This is a genomic window from Bradyrhizobium sp. F1.4.3, assembly GCF_040548375.1.
Classification (GTDB): Bacteria; Pseudomonadota; Alphaproteobacteria; order Rhizobiales; family Xanthobacteraceae; genus Bradyrhizobium.
The window spans coordinates 16,684-32,187 of the sequence record NZ_JBEPRN010000032.1 but is presented as its reverse complement, the minus strand read 5'-3'; the positions used below and the strand labels follow the sequence as shown (position 1 = coordinate 32,187).

The window sequence follows — 15,504 nt, the reverse complement described above, 5'->3', positions numbered from 1 at the left end:
AAAACCGGCACACGAATTGTACCGGTAAAGAAATCGTAAGCCGCAAGGCGCCACACTGCCCCAGGCCCAGACAGAGCCGGGCGGAACACGCTTCGGTGCTCCTGGCTACATTTGAAAGAAGTGCCACTCACCGCGAGGTGCGGGCGGTCGCCAGATTTGGCGGGAGTATCGCTGGCGGCCCATGCCGGACGATTAAAATCGTGGTCTCGGGGTAGATGACTTTGGGAAAGACCAGCCCGCCCGGCGCGTGGAGCAATAACCCGGCGCGATCAACTGCCGCAATTCCATCTTCGGATTAACCTCACTTTTCAAGGTTAAGCCTCAGGGGACATTGTCGCGACACGACACCTGTTAAGCTAGCGCCGGAGCTTCCGGCTCACAATCTGCATCAGCCGGGTGCAACTGCATCCAGCAACGCCACCAGCAATTTTTTCCATGGCGTCGATCAGATGGCCGTGACGATCAGGGGTCAGGTGTTGCAACGCTTCGAGAGAAACGGCTGCAGCCAAGACAAGCGACATTACCCGAGTGAAGTGATGAGGGTAGGCGGCCACGAACAAGGTACCGAGCAAAGCGTAGGCCGCGAAGCGTTCAATTCGAACATGCCCCGTCTCGGGACGGAGGCCAACGGGGGACAATGTCGCGAGAACAGTCAACCCAAATACAACCCAAGCGGCCAAAGCAATTAGATTTCGTAACATTGCCTATAGATACCGCCGGTTGTACCGCAAAGCAATTCGATCCGTTCCAGATAAATAGCTATCGAGTGGCCCTCCCGAAAAATCCACCATTAAGAATTTACTAACCATAAATCTTGATCGGGTAGAAGCGGCGTTGGGAACCGTGCGAGGGCAGCAATGATCAACCGCATTTTCTGCATCTTGACGATGGGCATCACCCTATCGGCATGCGCAGTTGGACCGCTTCCGCAGAATGGCGGCTCTATTGCGTGGGACGGACTTGGCCGAAATCCTAATCTACCGGCACCACCGCCTCGCCAGCGCCTGGCAAATGCTGCGGCGACGATAGATCTCGTTGTTAAAGAGGATGCGCTGCTCGCGCGCTTGGCGCCGCGCAGTTCGGAGTGGTTTGCCGCCCAGAGAAAGATAGATGCCGATCGCGACAAACGGCTGGCAGCCAAGTTGATCATCTGCCGCGGTTGCTCGCCACCAACCAGCAAAGGGCTGCCGGAAGCTGCCGGCTCAACCGAGGGACGACTATCCGAAGTCCGATAGAGATCAAACTGCCAGACATTCCCCGCCGGTGACAGCTCGCGTTTACCTCCACTCATTCTCCGGCAGCGTGCCAGGCGGCGGGTTGAGCTCTTCAAGCCCAACCTCGATGAGAGCGATTTCGTCCAGGACGGTCCGAACCACGTTTGCGGGATTTATGTCCGAGACCGCTCGCAGCTCGTCCAGCACCTTGTGCCGATGAGCAAGGAGGTCCACCAGAGCGCGGCGGTTCTTTACCTTTACATGGCCGGCAACAATCATCTCCATTGCTTTCGAGACTCTGCGTTCGCTCGGCGCGACTTCTGGTTGCTGACGGGGCTCGGCCTCCTCCGGGGAAGATAACTCGCGTTCTGTAGAAAGCCCGGTTGCGTCTCCACCCAAGCTTGGCTGTCCCTGAAGATCGAGCAATTCGCGCTTCTCGGCGTCGCGCCGATCTGACACGTTTGGTGGACTGCCTTGCGGGAGAGGACCGATGTCGGCCGCTAACGGTTTATCGTTGCCAGTTGGTACCCTTGAAATTTCGAGAGCGGTGGTAAATGCAATCTCGCGCGGTGGCGGGGGGGTCTCTACCGGCGGGGCACCCCTGTGTTGTCCGTGGCAATGCTTAAACCGCTTGCCTGAGCCGCACGGGCAAGGCGCGTTCCGCTTTGTCGGTCCATCCTCCGCTTCGACGTCATTCGGTTCGCTGGCCTGAGGTCGGCCCCCGCCCTTTGCGTCGGATGTAGCCGTGTTTGCCTCGTTCTTCAGCTCAGCCTCGAGAGATTGCCGAATGGCGGCCAATTGAGCGAAAATGTCTTCCACCATTATCGATCTCCGGAAATGAGATTGATCAACGCACGTATGAAATCAGTGGGGTTCAAATGCCCGCATTCAACTGCAACACCCCCGGGATCGCAAGGGCCATGTCATCGAGCGGCTTGGCGCAGATCTAAGGTATTGGCGAAAACGCAAGATAACCACGTCAATGGTGTGGGCGTAGCGGATATTCTTCTCGGACCGCATCACCTTCGTATTGTTCTCCCGCAAAGCGAGTGACTCGGATGCCGATCATGCAAATTCATGGCGCCCCGCCTCGTGAACAAACTCGGCGGGTAATGTCGGCACCCACACAACGATAAAACGAACCAGTTGCGAAGGCGAACTTGGGCGAGCGCAACTTTGACCATTTCGTACGACTAAAGCCGGGGCTCCTCAGGAAAATCGAAACTAGTGATCAGGAAGGCGACGATTCCGACGACGAGGAACACTACGCACAGCGCTGCAATCCCGTACGGCCACACGGTCTAACTCCACCTTGTCGAGGGAGAACAAAGCCGGCGAGCGGAGTATGATCGCTCGCCGGCTTCGTTTGGGGTAGGCCCGGACGGGGCGTTGGGGCAATGTCCGGTGGTCGCAACCTACTTGGTCCGCCGGTCCGCGCAACCGAACTCCGAAATTAAGCTTGAGCGGTAGGGTTAAGTCGCACGCTTGTAGCGGAACGGGTGGTCGTAGACTGATCGTAACTCAGCAGGCTACGTTCATCTTCATTAAATTTGAGATCGGCTATTTCGGCAAGCGAGACGCTTAGGTATAGTTTGTTGATACTCATAATGTCGTACGGACTTTATTTTTTTGTGAGGACGCGTCAATGGACCCTGATCACTTGCGTCTGCGTCTTTTTTCCGAGCAGAATCAAGAGTTGAAGAAGCTCATGCGAGAGGTTCGGGGGCTGCGCCGAATCATTGCGCTGGCAGAGACTGAACTCCAAGAACGGCAGCGCCTGCAAGCTGTAACCAGAAACACCCTTGGGCTCGTCATAGATGCGAGCGTCGGAAACACCGTCGCTTCATCTTAGCTGCTTGGGAGAGCTTCAATGAGCACGGCAGCTTTGCCGTATACCGGCCTTGCCGTCTGCTTTGCAGTGTCAGGTTGGCTGGCAGTTATCCACCTCACGTTTTGATCACCGTGGGCCGTTTCCGCTTCGCGCAGTTGCGCGCAAGAGCGAGACCCGCGCGGCCTATCGTTACGCACGATCATTGCCGATATTTCACTTACGCTGCCTCAGCGTCGCCGCCTGAACACGCGCAGTGGTAGCAGCCAAGGTCCTTGCGGTTACATCCACAGAGGGCGAAGCCAGGGCTGCCCTGAGAGCTGGCACTGAAGCTGCGGCGTCGAGCAAGCGCCATGGATGCGCGCAGCCAATCCTATAGCTATTGGTGATACTCTGGATCGCGCGGAATCTGTCACTTCCGGAGGCGGGCCTCGACCAGTAGCTCCAGATTGCGGCCAGTATTGCCAACAAGAAGTCCGCGATCCTAGCGATCTGCCGCGGCTGTGACGTCCCTCGCACGAGATCGGAAAAATACTCAAAGCCCGATCGCAGGTAACCTTGACCCGTTAGGTTAATTCCGGTGCGCTGTTGCGAGCTCGCCCAACAATTGCAATGTGACAACGTCTGAACTGCAACAGAGCAATTTGTTCAACGGAAGGAGCAGGCGTGTCTGACTACGATGGCGATCGCGAGATGCTTCGTCTGATCAACGCGTTCAAGGAGATCAAGAATCCTGGCACGCGAAGGGCGGTTGTGTTGCTAGTCGAAGAATTGGCACAGAGAGGTGATACGCCGATGAAGCCACCTAAGAACGCCGGTTGATCGATATGTGGTGGATCGCGGCGGCAATTCTTTTGGTTCTCCTAGGAGCGTCAGCGCTAGTCTATTACGCCTATTCCGCCCTGCCGGAGGACGATCGATTGTTCCCTTTTGACCAGTGATATGCGCAGCGCCGCAATATATGGCTGGGCCTTCGTTGGTTTTATGACATCTTGCCGGGTGTCCCTAATCTCGCGGCCTGTGCTTTTCGCTAGCGAGGCGGGAGGGGCCAAGCAATGAAGTCCTCTACAACAGCGGCTGTGCTCAACCGCAATCGGCTCATGGTCGATTTTGAACACTGTCGCCGCACAGACGGAGGTAGCCGGGCCAAACTGTTCAGATGAGCCGTTGGGGCTGCGGCTGAAAGATCACCAGATAACGCAGTGCGCGAGCTGGTGTATGCCCCAGGAAAATGGAAAAGCTCGCCGCAACACGCGGACACCCGCACCTCCGGTGATACTCGAGGTCGAACTTCTGGCTCTACGCGAGAGTGCTACTTAAGCTCCTCGCCATCAACTTCATCAGCCACGCGATTTTGTGAACGAAACCTAAATGCGCAGAAAATCGTGCTCGGCGGCACGCGGTTAGTGTGTCATTTCCTGCTTCGACTTAGTTGATCGAAGATATAGGTGAAGCTAACGACGTCTTCATCGACGCTCGCTCTTACTTCATTGATCGGTTCGAGCGAGGCGACATCGGCGCTAGGCAGATCACAAGAGCGGGACGAAAGCGTCTCTTTGTCGCTCGAAGGCTTTGCGTCCGAGCTCCGAGGCGCGAACGGCGCCGATATCAAATCGACGGCCGCAATCGACTTATCGCTCCCCAGAGAGCCGGTCGTGTCAGGTTTGTGCCCTCCCGGGGCTGAAGTTCCGGCGAGACCGCCAGTCCCCCGCCCTGCTTCATCTCTCGCAGACTCGACTATCAAGTTCAAGATCGAAGGGAGAAGCGCCTTGTTGTTGAAAATTCCATAGAGGTTGCGAAGCTGATCTACGTAAATCACCCCATATCGCGATAGAAGACGTTCAACGTTGGCGAGATCCTCGTCTCGGTCAACCAAGGTGTTCCAGTCAAGTTCTTCCCTCTGAGCGCCACCTTCCGCAGTGGCGGTGAGCGTCGAACTAATTGCCGAAACTGCAATCGGCTCAGTTGGTGCCAGCGACATTACATCCGTTCTGGCTGTAGTCCCCGATGATATCGGGGCTCGTGTGATCGGGATTTGCAGGCAGACCAGGCCAAGCGCCATGGCAAAAAAGCCGATAGTTGCCCAAGCAATCGAAGCGCAGAGCAATGCTCCGACAATCAACAAAAAAAGCCCTGATAATCGCATGCTTGAAATTGTAGTTGCGCTATAAAAATAATGCCCATAATACACTTAAAAAAGACGATTTAATAGATCGGACCATTAAATGATGAAAGGTCCAGCCGCGCGGCTCTCGGGCCGCAAATTTCTGCGCCCTTGGATGGGGTTGGATTATTTTCCTATCGTGACCAGCGTTTGTTTTAGCTTAAGTGAGAAAGCCAATCGCCTGACAAGGCCAGCCATACCTCCGATCTTGTTTGCTGCTATTGTCGCCGCATGGCTGCTTCTTCCAGCGCCGGTTTTAGCGCAAACTCAGAATGGCAACCCGGCAGACGCGTTATCCGCAACCGCCGAGCAAGGCTCCTTGATCGATCTTTTGGCGCTAGTGTCGGGACACTGCAAAACGCTGGAAATCGCGGGCCGCACCTTCGCCTGCAAGACAGTGGCCTACGCACACGGGGACAATGGGCGGGTCAACTTCGCGGTGGCCGTTGACGATCCCACGGACGACAATCACGTCGTGTCGTTCTCAGGCAAGAACGGCAAGCGGGCCGACGACAATTCCTACGAGCTGCCGGTCGATCGGATGCTGCTCAACTCCAAGGACCGGCCGAAAGTCGATGGTTTGCCAGTGCCTGCCGAGCAGATATCCACCGGCGTCTGCCGCCAGACCGGCAATTTCGCTGCCAAACGGGTCTCTGATATCACCTGCTCGGCGACCGACAACGAGGGCCGCAAATACGAACTGCTGTTCGTCTCGGACGGCGCGCCGGTGAGTGTGCGCCGAATCCGGCAATCGACGACGTCGATCGAAAGTCCGTTCAGGTAACCGCCAACCCATCCGAGGATTCAGACAAGCGCAATCGCGGATTAGAACACCGCACGTGCAAGCTTTCTCCTGGACATTGTCCGACGGCCCTTTTGTCCTTCGACACTTGATTGATCTTCGGATCGAAGGCTGCAAAGATCTGCAGATTGGTCAATATCTTCTGGAAGGCGCACCTTCGTCGGTCAGGTTCAAGTCAGATCTTCCGGTTCGAAGAAGTACTTTGGCTGATGTGCTTTTGTCCTCTTAGTATTGGTCTGAACCTCTTGTACTCGACTTGAACGCAGTTCTTCCCGAGCAGAAAAATTGACGCATCCGCGTGAAACGCGTGGGATCGTTTAGCATTAGACCCGCCCACTTTCGATCCGCCCACTTTCGCTAACGAAAATGGCAGCGTCTGGCCGAGACACCTGAGGGTGGTGCCGCTGCTTGGCGGTTTGTCTGTGGGAGTTCGGCGAACCACTGATCCGCTCTGGAACGGTCTAAGTATCTCCCTAGCCTAGCAGCAAAGCTTGTCACGACCCGTGGAGTCTACCCGCATTCTTCGTGTCGCATAGAGGAGGACGAAGGTCGGCAGGCAAGCAAGAAACCAAGCTTCGGCCCGCTCGGTCTTTTTTGTAAACTCGCGATTTGGATTGATATCGATGACGAATGGGGTTGGCTCTTGCAATCGTGCGGATCGCTGACTTCTTGCGGTGCGGCTCAGGAGCGCCTGTTCGATGTTTCGGGAGGAATTTTGGTCATTTTTCGAATCGCGTAGCCGGGTCGCGAAGGCGGGCGCCAGCAAAATGCCCTGGCTGCTGTCAACAGAGAGTACTCAAAGCTGTCCCGGTGGGATTCCGTCGATGTTGAACAAACGCATATTTGGCTGCTTGCCATTGGAGGCAGTGCGATGATGTTTGAAGCATTCGCGCTGCATGCGATCTCTTTCCGCGCATTTTTGAAGACGGAGACGCAGCGCCGCATTGGCATCCTTCATTTGATTGCGCATCTCCTGTCGTTCAAAACGGGTAAGCGTCGGTTGGCCCAAATATTGCCAAGCCCGGTCAATCCATGCCTTCAAAACGAGCACACCTTCATCCAGGGGGTCGACCATCGCTCTCGCCGTGCAATCTATTTCGACAGCCCTGGCGGCTTCGCCGCAATGCCACTAAAATCAGGATACTGGACAATTAAACCGCGAAATAATATGCGTTAGAGTATTGCACGACCAAAAACTAAGGCAGGCTGATCCTTTAGTCCACCTCGTCAGGCTGGAAGTTTATGATAGTTTTCCCTGTTCGGAGATTGGCTACCCTGACGATATAGTGGTTAACGCTACCATACTATGGTAAATTGGGCACCCGATAAGTGCTGGTAAAGTCAAAGATCGCGGTGCTCCTCGCGTCTGCTGCCGCAGGCGGCACCATCGCAGCAGTTCGCAATCTCGGCGCGGCCGGACTCGATGTACGAGTTCTGTCAAGCGGAGCATGTTCTGCTGCGGCTTGGTCTCGATACGTGTCGAGATCATATTCGATTTCTTCCGAGACAGACGAACAGCGCTTTCTGCAGCAACTGCTTAGCATCGGAAAGTCTGAACCTGGCCAAGTCCTGCTATCAACATCCGACCATACGGCATGGCTTTATGCCGAAAACCAGGCTCAGCTCGCCCCCTATTTCCTGCTCTATCAGCCGTCCATGCAGACGATGCGCAGGATACTCGATAAGAAACTTCTGGCCGAAGCCGCGACGGCTGCGGGGATGTCTGTCCTGCAAAGCTGGTATCCCCAGAACATCGACGAACTGACCGCGCTCGCGCCGACGCTTCCGTATCCGATCCTGATCAAGCCGCGAACTCAGGTGCATCGAAGCCGGAATGACAAGGGCGTAGTTGTTCACTCGGAAAACGAGCTACAACAGCGATATAAGGCATTTGTCGAGGAAGATGCGGTCCGATCGAAGCGGCTCGTCGCGGAAAAGAATATCATTCTGCAGCGCTTTGTGGGGAACTCAAATCAGGCTGTGCACTCAATCACCGGATTTATTGATCGAACTGCTGAATTGTTCGTAACACGACATGCAGTCAAAGTACTGCAACGATCTCAGCCTGTCGGTGTCGGGATCTGTTTCGAGTCTCTTCCCGCTAATCCCTCGCTATCCGACGATGTACGCCGTCTTTGTCGCGAGTTGAACTATTTTGGTATCTTCGAAGTCGAATTGCTGTGGTTCGACGGATGCTGGAACATCATCGACTTCAATCCTCGCATGTTTAGCCAGCTTGGGCTCGATATCTATCGAGGATCATCGGCGCCGCTCTTTGCTTATCTCGATGCGATAGGTGACGCAACCGCGCTACAGAAAGCAGTTTACGAGGCGAATGCGACCGAGAACGATGAGAAAGTCGTCTTTTACGATCGATTTACACTCGGCGCTTTGGTTTTGACGCAGACACTTACATCGCGCATATCGCGACAAGATCGATCATATTGGAAAACGTGGAAGAGGCGGAATAGCCGCGCAGTCGATTTTGCCGCCGACAGCCGCGACCGAAAGCCTGGAATCGTTCATGTCATTTCCGAGATGTATCTCGGTTTGAGAGCGATGCCACGTTTTTTGCGTTCCACAAAGCGAGTTCAAGAATTGCCAACGCAAGCCGCTGCAAAGATGCACAATTGAGCAGAAACAATATAGTCATTATAGGTGCAGGCCCATATGGCCTGTCGCTTGCTGCTCATCTGGGAGCACGGAATATCGACCATCGCATTTTCGGCAAGCCAATGCAGTTTTGGTCGAACATTGCCGATGCCGCAGGCGAGCGGTTTCTGAAGTCTTTTTGTTTCGCAACCAACCTTTCGACGCCAGAACCTGGGTTCACCCTCGTCGACTACAACAAGCCTCGAGGTTTGGAGACGTTTGATCCCTGTTCCATGACCAACTTCGTAAGCTATGGAAAATGGTTTCAGCAACACAATGCGCCCTGGGTCGAGCGAGTGGACGTTGGAAGCGTCGAAAGACAAGCGGATCGTTTTGCGGTCACTTTATCGACCGGGGAGCGAATCATAGCTGCTCACGTGGTTGTCGCAACTGGCCTTTCTCACTACGCGAGCATGCCGCCAGTATTGGCTTCTTTGCCTACCAGGCTCGCCAGTCACACCTCCGAGATCAATCGCTTTGAGCGGTTCGCCGGAAAGCATGTCGCAGTGATCGGCGCGGGCCAGTCTGCGCTTGAAGCGGCGGCGTTGCTTCACGAAGCGGGCGCCTCGCCGCAACTGCTGATACGCGAAGGTGCACTCCGGTGGCATACTAGGGTATCTCCGACTCGTAACTTGTGGGATCGAGTACGCAAACCCGCCTCGGGCCTCGGCGTAGGACCGAAAGCCTGGGCTCTGGTCAGCTTCCCAGGCGCGCTGCACCGACTTCCTGATGAATGCCGGCTTTGGTTGACAAGGAACTATCTTCCGCCTGAGGGGGCTTGGTGGCTTCGCGATCGCGTCGAGAATCGCGTCCCAATTCACCTGGCAACGACGGTGATCCATGCCCGCGAGGTCGGCAGTCAGGTGGCCCTCCAGTTGTCGGATCCCACGGGTGCAGGAAATCGCCAGTTGAAGTTCGATCACGTCATCGCCGGAAGCGGTTACGACATTGATGTGAAACGCCTGCAATTCCTTGATCCAGACCTTAGGAGCAAGGTTCAGTGCGTACACCGCCGGCCCCGGCTCGACGGCTCCTTCGGCTCTTCAGTCCCGGGGCTCTATTTTGTCGGCCCCTCCTCTGCGATGAGTTTTGGCCCGCTGTTCCGCTTCGTGATCGGCGCAGACTTCACTGCGCGGGCACTGGCCTTGCGGTTAGCTTCTCGACTGTCAGTACCGATCCGCTCGGAGGCCGCGGCAATCTCATGACTTGCACCGTCTTTTTGCCAGGCTCCGGCGGAGGCTTTCCAGACGTCACGCAGCTGAAAGTTGCGCCCGACGACGATACGCCCTTCGAAAAAATCAACTATCCCGGCTGGAAGCGATACGTGGATCCGAAGTTCAGGCCCGAGCTCCTGGTAACAGAGCTGGCAGCCGAAATAGGATCTCGCGTCCCATCGGGCCCCCTTCGGATCGTCGGCATCTCCATGGGCGGGCATTTCGGCTACCTCATAGCTCTATATCTCCAGGCGCAGGGCCGAGAGATCGAAGGCTTGTGTGCAATCGACTCTTTTATAGTCACCACGGCTGCTCCAACTCCGGGCTGGAAGAGCCGCGCGCTCGCAGAATTTCTGGAAACCCTTAAAGGCCGGAGATTTGACGATTTGCATATAATGTGTCGCTCAAAACTCTGGCGAGCTGCGCTCCGTGGGGTAGGAGATATGTTACCAACCCTGCTCAGAAAGGCGTATGGACAGGATTGGCTAGTGCGCGCCTTGGAGCTCGATCCGATTTTGAAGCGAGAGCTGGACATTCGCATGATGGCTCGCGAATGCGCTCCTTGGCTCGCCAAAATAGACGAAGAACCCGTACCTCTCTCGACCCAAACAGCGCTACTCCGAACGCGAAGTCACATGGCTAGCGACGCGATGTGGAGGGCTCGTTGTCCAAATCTGGCCGTTTACGAGGTCGAGGGTTCCCACGAGACATTATTCGAAGCTGAAAATGTGGGGTGCCTGCGCGACGCCTTCGTTAGAGCATCGCGTGATTGGACTCACAGCACTTCGAACGCATAATTGTAATTGCCGGTGCTTGCTCGCGCGCTCCCGATCAAACGAAGTCGCGCGCCGGGCAACGTTGCAGGATCGTAGGGGAAATTGTCGGCGACAAGATACTTCGGCCCTACGCCGCTTGTAGCGATGTTCTGCACGACGTCGTTCATCAGTTCTTTCGACGAAAACGGAAAATTTGCAAAGACCACCAGCGGTGGTTCTGGCATCTTAAAATCTGTGGCACTCGCGCATATCGACCGACCGACATCGCGGGCGGGCGGATACAGTGATATATTCCTGGCCGCAATGTCGTGCAGTTCTTCTACAAGCTCGACACCGTATGCCGCCCTAAATCCCAAGTCCGACGCGTAGAGCAAGGTGGCGCCTTTGCCCGAACCTATATCGACAAAAACGAACTCATTGTAACGTTCGCTATCAAGTTTCAGCATCGACAGTGAACGCCCAAATCCCTGCTGGCTCGTTGGAGCGTACCTAACGCCATGCACCCAGACCGGATTCTCAACGGAGAATGAGCTGAGCGCAATGATGCCGGCCGTGTCAGTGCCGTACTTCTCGTCGAATTGCGACTGTATTGCATTTCGCTCCAACAAGCTTTGGCGCTCGCCATACACAATCAGCGGCCATCGCGCCGCATATACGAGTGTAGGCAGAAGCCCCCTCTTCGCAATGGACTTCTCAATTATTCTGAAAATCAGCGCAAACATCGAATCCGCCTTTAAAAATCGAATCTGCGTTCAGAAAAACCGTCAGTGTTCCAATCATTGGAATTCCGCGGGCTTTCATCCGGTAAACCAGATCGCAGGAACCACTTATCGGAGATTTAGTTTATTTGTACCGCAGTGGAGATTTCAGGTCATCTTCCGAGTGATTTCGACAGCATCTGAATTGGAAGCAAACGTAGTATCGCCCTTGCGGAAGCAGGTGGCCGCGGTGCCAGAGGCGGATATTTCGCTGGCCGCGATGATTGAACGCGCGTCAAACGTCGCGAAACAAATGAGGTATTTCGGACTAGTGACCAGACGGGCGCTCTTTCACGAATTGGTTCCTTCCGCGAGGCGCGCCGGTTTCGCTTTGATCAGCGAAAATGCGCAGGACAAGGAGGCATTGTTCCGCTGGGGCGACGGCAAGCCTGACTTTACGTTCTTAGTATCGTTCCGAGATCCGCATATTCGTTGGGTAGTCGCGGAGTCGCTCGGTGATATTTTCGGGCTGGTTCTCACGAGCAGTTCGCATGCATCGACGGTTTCAGTCGAAACCAACCTGGCACTTCGACAAAAAGAGTTTGGTCCGAACGCATTGCGATTTCGAGATGTGTTGCTAATTATGCCCGGCTTTGATGACACTCCGGCTTGGATGAAGTCCATCTAAGTGCAGCAGCCCAGAAATATTGCAGAAATGGAGCTCTCAACTTGAGCTCCGACTGCGCTGACCGAACCAAAGCCGCACGCAGGCGAACGCAGACATTCCGGCGAACACACCAAGAACTCCTCGGTCGAAGCCGTAGGGTTCGTCCAAAATCCCTCCGATAATGCCTCCGACAATTGCGCTGGAAAACAATCCGCACGCCCATATTCCGAAATTCCGCATTTCCCTCGCCTGCAAAACGCAGCTGCCCGCCAACTTGAGCTGGCTTATTTAAGCCTACGTGCGTCGCGAAAGTTAGTGCAGCGCTTTACGCGCAGCCTTGCGCTTGGCACAGAGCGCAGAACTCACCTCCCGGACCGGGCTTCTCGCGCCAAAGTTTGCGTACTTTGCAAAGGCCGTGCCATAGCTGTGCTGAAACCTAGAAGCAGGTAACAGCGCGAGGATGGCTTAGAGTTGGTACAACAACAGCTCCTTTAATCCGAGCGAGGAGCAATATGCCGAATGAGGTGAAGACCGACCCCGTCAATTTGATCAAAGCAATAGAGCAAAGAATAGCGGAATTGAACGAAAAGCTGGTCGCCTGGAGAAGGCGATCTGCCGGAAGTCTCCCAACTCTACGGAACACCCTGCCGTGGCAAGCGTCGCGCTAAAGGCAGGGTTGACTGGACTGTTTCGTCGATTTTGGAACGCTGTTGAAAGCCAACGATTCGGAGTTCACGTTGGCATCGCGCGATTGGTGAGGTTGAGCAAAGCGTCTTCGTACTGTTCGAGATAGGCTTGAGCGACCGCCGCCGCACTGAACCGCGATTGAAAGCGGGTTATAGCGTTCACTGCCGCCCGAGCATAGAAAGCGCGATCCGAGAGGAACAGCTCAATCGCACGAACCAACGCCGCTTCATTGCGTGGCTCTATAAGAATTCCGGTCTCGCCATCTGCAATGATCTCGGGAATCCCGGCCAATCTGGTCGCAATCGCAGGCAACCCAAGCGCCATGCCCTCCATCAAACATAGAGGAAACATCTCGCCCTCCATGTAGCTTGGAAGAGCAATCACATGCCCCTGCCTCATGATGGCCGGAACGTCGCCGTGATCTACCCGCCCCACGCACTCGACCACCTCGCGCAAGCCGAGCCGCTCGATCAAAGCTTCGATCTCCGGCCGGTTCGGCCCGTCTCCGATCAGAACGGCCCGCAAGCCAGGGTAACGGGGCATGAGTGCCGCAACCGCCGACAAGAGTTCCTGGTGCCCCTTACCCGCGAACATCCGCGCCGACATGATGATGGTTAACGCTCCGGACTCCGGCATGGACGCATGCCCGGAAAACAACTCCTGGTCCACGCAGAATGGAATCACCTTCGCACGCGATTTGGGGATGCCGTGCGCCACCAGTTCGGCGAGCGCGGCAGCATAGGGCATCACCACGCGGCTGGAGAGCCGCTTCTCTAGCCAGAAGGTCAAGTCGGAGACCAGACTGCGATAGGGTGCGAACCAGGTAAACGTTGCATGATGAGTGACGATCAGCGCCTTACCGGGAGAAAAAGCGCGAGCAAGAAATCCGTCGATGCACGATATACCGACGGCATGGATATGAATCACATCGGCCTCGCGCAACAATTGATGTAGAAACCGCACGCAGCGAATGCGGAACCAGAGCTTTGCCAGCCGCCCGCCGGCATGCTTCATCTGGGTCGTTCGTTGCGTCGCTTGGAACGTTGCGCCGAAAGTTGGCGGATCGGCAAGATCGTAGACCGCGATGTCCCCGCGCTGGGCAATAGCTCGAACCTCTTCTCGGCTAAACAAGTCCATTGCAATCGACGGCACGTGGCCAGATCGCTTTTGCGCGGCGCAGAGTTGGAGGATGAAAGTCTCCACTCCGGTCATCCCGAAATTCGTTCCCATATAGTGAAGAATCCGCAAGGGAGTCGGACGAGCCGCCTGACTATCCGTCCTTATCGGCTCCAGCCTCAAATGGAACTCCAGGTGCGTGGCAGATCGGCCGCGGCCTCATTGGACGAGCGCAGATCCAAGCGACGGCCTTTTTTCCGTGGAACTGCAAAGATAGCCGACTTCTTTGACGCACCCCCGTGACAACATGCCGCGGTGGCACGTCGGCGCTAGATATTATTCTCCCCCCAAAGAAGTCCCTCGCGCGCCCAACCCGGATGGCGGTGGGATGTTAGCGTTCGACCCGAGACCCATTTACTCTCACTCCGCGCGTTAACCAGTTCGTCGCGGTTAATGCCGATGTGACGTCGGCGGATTGGCTAATTCCGTAACGGCGCCTTGCAATCATCAATCTTGAAATTCAAGCTTTTTCAGAAGATACGCGGTATGCGTGGCGCAACGCGAAGACTTACATCCACAAAGTACAACGCGTTCGACAATTGACATTAGATATGCGACGATTTGTAACGTTTAATGTCTTTTAAAGAGGGTAGCTGTTTCCGACGAAGTTGATTGTCCCTGAGACAGCCATTGCATCGTACCAACAAGTTAGAACTGAAATCAAAATCAGAAAACCTGCAAGTGCAGATGTTATTGTTCCATGAGCCCTGGTGGTTAGCCGCGGCGTCGAATGGTGAATACCAAGAGACAATTAGCAAAAGCGGCGCCGACATTGTTGGCCGCCTCCCTTTCGTCGTGAAGCGCCGTGGCCCCTTCCATGTCGTGCGGATGCCGTCATTCACGCATATATTGGGGCCCATCGTGGACGCCGGAACGGGCAAGTTGGAAACTCGACTGCGACGTCGCTCGACTATTGTACGTTCACTAATCGACCAATTGCCACCCAACTCCTTTTTTCACCAACATCTAGACACCTCCGTGGATGACGGATTAGGGAGCGTCGATGGTCTTGCCTTTCAAGAGCGTCATTTTTCAGTCTCCACTCAGTATACGTTTGAAGTGGACTGTCGTAAGGATTTGAGCGTTATTTGGGCGGAAATGTCTCAAAAGACGCGACAGCCGATCCGGCGCGCTGAGGAGAGATATTCGGTCAAGACTGTCGAGCTCGCGAGCAGCTTTATCAATTTCTATAAGGCGAACACAAAGGCTAGTGGCCGAACCAACCGGATAGATTTCAGGAGCTTCACGACACTTTTCACCGAGTGCCGCGCTCGCGGATGCGCAACGATTCTCGGCGCCTTTGATCACGACGGTACGCCGGTCGCAATGACATATCTCGTCTGGGGCCATGGAACGATGTATTACCTCCTATCGACCCGTTCGGCCTCCGCGGACTACGGTGCGATTAGCCTTCTACTTTGGTCCGCAATGAAGGAGGCACGCGGTCTCGGCACTGTGCTGGATCTCGATGGCGTCTATTCCAGCGGAACCGCGCGATTTCTGGGTAGCTTTGGCGGTCGGATCAAGACCCGCCTTGTTGTGCGCCGGAGCCGAGGGCTGTACAGCGCGATTCAAAACCTTAAGAGAATATGTTCTCGTGACGAGAGCTATTACTTCACGTGAAAT

The 15,504-nt window shown here is 55.3% G+C and carries 15 protein-coding genes; 9 read left to right on the top strand and 6 right to left on the bottom strand.

Annotated elements, in window-relative coordinates:
- Positions 1-356 precede the first annotated feature (356 nt).
- The gene (locus ABIB73_RS36860; RefSeq protein WP_354232321.1) at positions 357-656 is read right to left on the bottom strand and encodes a hypothetical protein; all 300 of its coding nucleotides are present in this window, start codon (positions 654-656) and stop codon (positions 357-359) included.
- A gap of 201 nt (positions 657-857) precedes the next feature.
- On the opposite strand from ABIB73_RS36860, the gene ABIB73_RS36855 reads away from it, so the two are divergent.
- Positions 858-1,235: a hypothetical protein gene (locus ABIB73_RS36855; protein ID WP_354232319.1), complete on the top strand. Its 378-nt coding sequence runs from the start codon at positions 858-860 to the stop codon at positions 1,233-1,235.
- Positions 1,236-1,277: 42 nt separating this feature from the next.
- Here ABIB73_RS36855 and ABIB73_RS36850 read toward each other — a convergent pair whose 3' ends face one another.
- A complete protein-coding gene (locus tag ABIB73_RS36850) occupies positions 1,278-2,036 on the bottom strand; it encodes an SEC-C metal-binding domain-containing protein (RefSeq protein WP_354232317.1) in 759 nt (252 codons plus the stop codon).
- Positions 2,037-2,859: 823 nt separating this feature from the next.
- On the opposite strand from ABIB73_RS36850, the gene ABIB73_RS36845 reads away from it, so the two are divergent.
- Together ABIB73_RS36845 and ABIB73_RS36840 are read left to right on the top strand one after the other, a co-directional pair.
- On the top strand, positions 2,860-3,066 hold the full coding sequence (locus ABIB73_RS36845; RefSeq protein ID WP_354232315.1) for a hypothetical protein: 207 nt from the start codon (positions 2,860-2,862) through the stop codon (positions 3,064-3,066).
- 642 nt (positions 3,067-3,708) lie between these two features.
- On the top strand, positions 3,709-3,864 hold the full coding sequence (locus ABIB73_RS36840; RefSeq protein WP_354232313.1) for a hypothetical protein: 156 nt from the start codon (positions 3,709-3,711) through the stop codon (positions 3,862-3,864).
- Between the two features lie 589 nt (positions 3,865-4,453).
- Here ABIB73_RS36840 and ABIB73_RS36835 read toward each other — a convergent pair.
- Complete coding sequence (locus ABIB73_RS36835; protein ID WP_354232311.1) at positions 4,454-5,188, bottom strand: hypothetical protein; 735 nt, start codon at positions 5,186-5,188, stop codon at positions 4,454-4,456.
- Positions 5,189-5,267: 79 nt separating this feature from the next.
- Between ABIB73_RS36835 and ABIB73_RS36830 the strand changes: the two genes are divergently transcribed.
- Complete coding sequence (locus ABIB73_RS36830) at positions 5,268-5,990, top strand: hypothetical protein (RefSeq protein WP_354232309.1); 723 nt, start codon at positions 5,268-5,270, stop codon at positions 5,988-5,990.
- Between the two features lie 814 nt (positions 5,991-6,804).
- Here the strand turns inward: ABIB73_RS36830 and ABIB73_RS36825 are convergent.
- Positions 6,805-7,083: a hypothetical protein gene (locus ABIB73_RS36825; RefSeq protein WP_354232307.1), complete on the bottom strand. Its 279-nt coding sequence runs from the start codon at positions 7,081-7,083 to the stop codon at positions 6,805-6,807.
- A gap of 254 nt (positions 7,084-7,337) precedes the next feature.
- On the opposite strand from ABIB73_RS36825, the gene ABIB73_RS36820 reads away from it, so the two are divergent.
- From ABIB73_RS36820 to ABIB73_RS36810, 3 genes are read left to right on the top strand one after another with little or no spacing between them, the layout of a single operon-like run.
- The gene (locus ABIB73_RS36820; RefSeq protein WP_354232305.1) at positions 7,338-8,642 is read left to right on the top strand and encodes an ATP-grasp domain-containing protein; all 1,305 of its coding nucleotides are present in this window, start codon (positions 7,338-7,340) and stop codon (positions 8,640-8,642) included.
- Positions 8,639-9,865 (top strand): NAD(P)-binding domain-containing protein, encoded by a 1,227-nt coding sequence (locus ABIB73_RS36815; protein ID WP_354232303.1) that lies wholly within the window; start codon positions 8,639-8,641, stop codon positions 9,863-9,865. The genes ABIB73_RS36820 and ABIB73_RS36815 overlap by 4 nt, the downstream gene beginning before the upstream one ends.
- Positions 9,862-10,671, top strand: a complete 810-nt coding sequence (locus tag ABIB73_RS36810; protein WP_354232302.1) for a thioesterase domain-containing protein — start codon at positions 9,862-9,864, stop codon at positions 10,669-10,671. The genes ABIB73_RS36815 and ABIB73_RS36810 overlap by 4 nt, the downstream gene beginning before the upstream one ends.
- On the opposite strand, the gene ABIB73_RS36805 is transcribed toward ABIB73_RS36810, so the two are convergent.
- Positions 10,650-11,372, bottom strand: a complete 723-nt coding sequence (locus ABIB73_RS36805) for an SAM-dependent methyltransferase (protein WP_354232300.1) — start codon at positions 11,370-11,372, stop codon at positions 10,650-10,652. The genes ABIB73_RS36810 and ABIB73_RS36805 overlap by 22 nt on opposite strands.
- Between ABIB73_RS36805 and ABIB73_RS36800 the strand changes: the two genes are divergently transcribed.
- A complete protein-coding gene (locus ABIB73_RS36800; protein ID WP_354232298.1) occupies positions 11,335-12,036 on the top strand; it encodes a hypothetical protein in 702 nt (233 codons plus the stop codon). The genes ABIB73_RS36805 and ABIB73_RS36800 overlap by 38 nt on opposite strands.
- A 711-nt stretch (positions 12,037-12,747) precedes the next feature.
- On the opposite strand, the gene ABIB73_RS36795 is transcribed toward ABIB73_RS36800, so the two are convergent.
- Positions 12,748-13,914, bottom strand: a complete 1,167-nt coding sequence (locus ABIB73_RS36795; protein WP_354232296.1) for a glycosyltransferase family 4 protein — start codon at positions 13,912-13,914, stop codon at positions 12,748-12,750.
- Positions 13,915-14,508: 594 nt separating this feature from the next.
- Between ABIB73_RS36795 and ABIB73_RS36790 the strand changes: the two genes are divergently transcribed.
- Complete coding sequence (locus ABIB73_RS36790; RefSeq protein ID WP_354232294.1) at positions 14,509-15,501, top strand: GNAT family N-acetyltransferase; 993 nt, start codon at positions 14,509-14,511, stop codon at positions 15,499-15,501.
- Positions 15,502-15,504 lie beyond the last annotated feature (3 nt).

Coding starts and splice junctions, on each gene's coding strand:
- ABIB73_RS36825 (WP_354232307.1), bottom strand. CDS start 7,083: ATGGTCGACCCCCTGGATGAAGGTGTGCTCGTTTTGAAGGCATGGATT.
- ABIB73_RS36830 (WP_354232309.1), top strand. CDS start 5,268: ATGATGAAAGGTCCAGCCGCGCGGCTCTCGGGCCGCAAATTTCTGCGC.
- ABIB73_RS36810 (WP_354232302.1), top strand. CDS start 9,862: ATGACTTGCACCGTCTTTTTGCCAGGCTCCGGCGGAGGCTTTCCAGAC.
- ABIB73_RS36805 (WP_354232300.1), bottom strand. CDS start 11,372: ATGTTTGCGCTGATTTTCAGAATAATTGAGAAGTCCATTGCGAAGAGG.
- ABIB73_RS36850 (WP_354232317.1), bottom strand. CDS start 2,036: ATGGTGGAAGACATTTTCGCTCAATTGGCCGCCATTCGGCAATCTCTC.
- ABIB73_RS36795 (WP_354232296.1), bottom strand. CDS start 13,914: ATGACCGGAGTGGAGACTTTCATCCTCCAACTCTGCGCCGCGCAAAAG.
- ABIB73_RS36800 (WP_354232298.1), top strand. CDS start 11,335: ATGGACTTCTCAATTATTCTGAAAATCAGCGCAAACATCGAATCCGCC.
- ABIB73_RS36855 (WP_354232319.1), top strand. CDS start 858: ATGATCAACCGCATTTTCTGCATCTTGACGATGGGCATCACCCTATCG.
- ABIB73_RS36835 (WP_354232311.1), bottom strand. CDS start 5,188: ATGCGATTATCAGGGCTTTTTTTGTTGATTGTCGGAGCATTGCTCTGC.
- ABIB73_RS36845 (WP_354232315.1), top strand. CDS start 2,860: ATGGACCCTGATCACTTGCGTCTGCGTCTTTTTTCCGAGCAGAATCAA.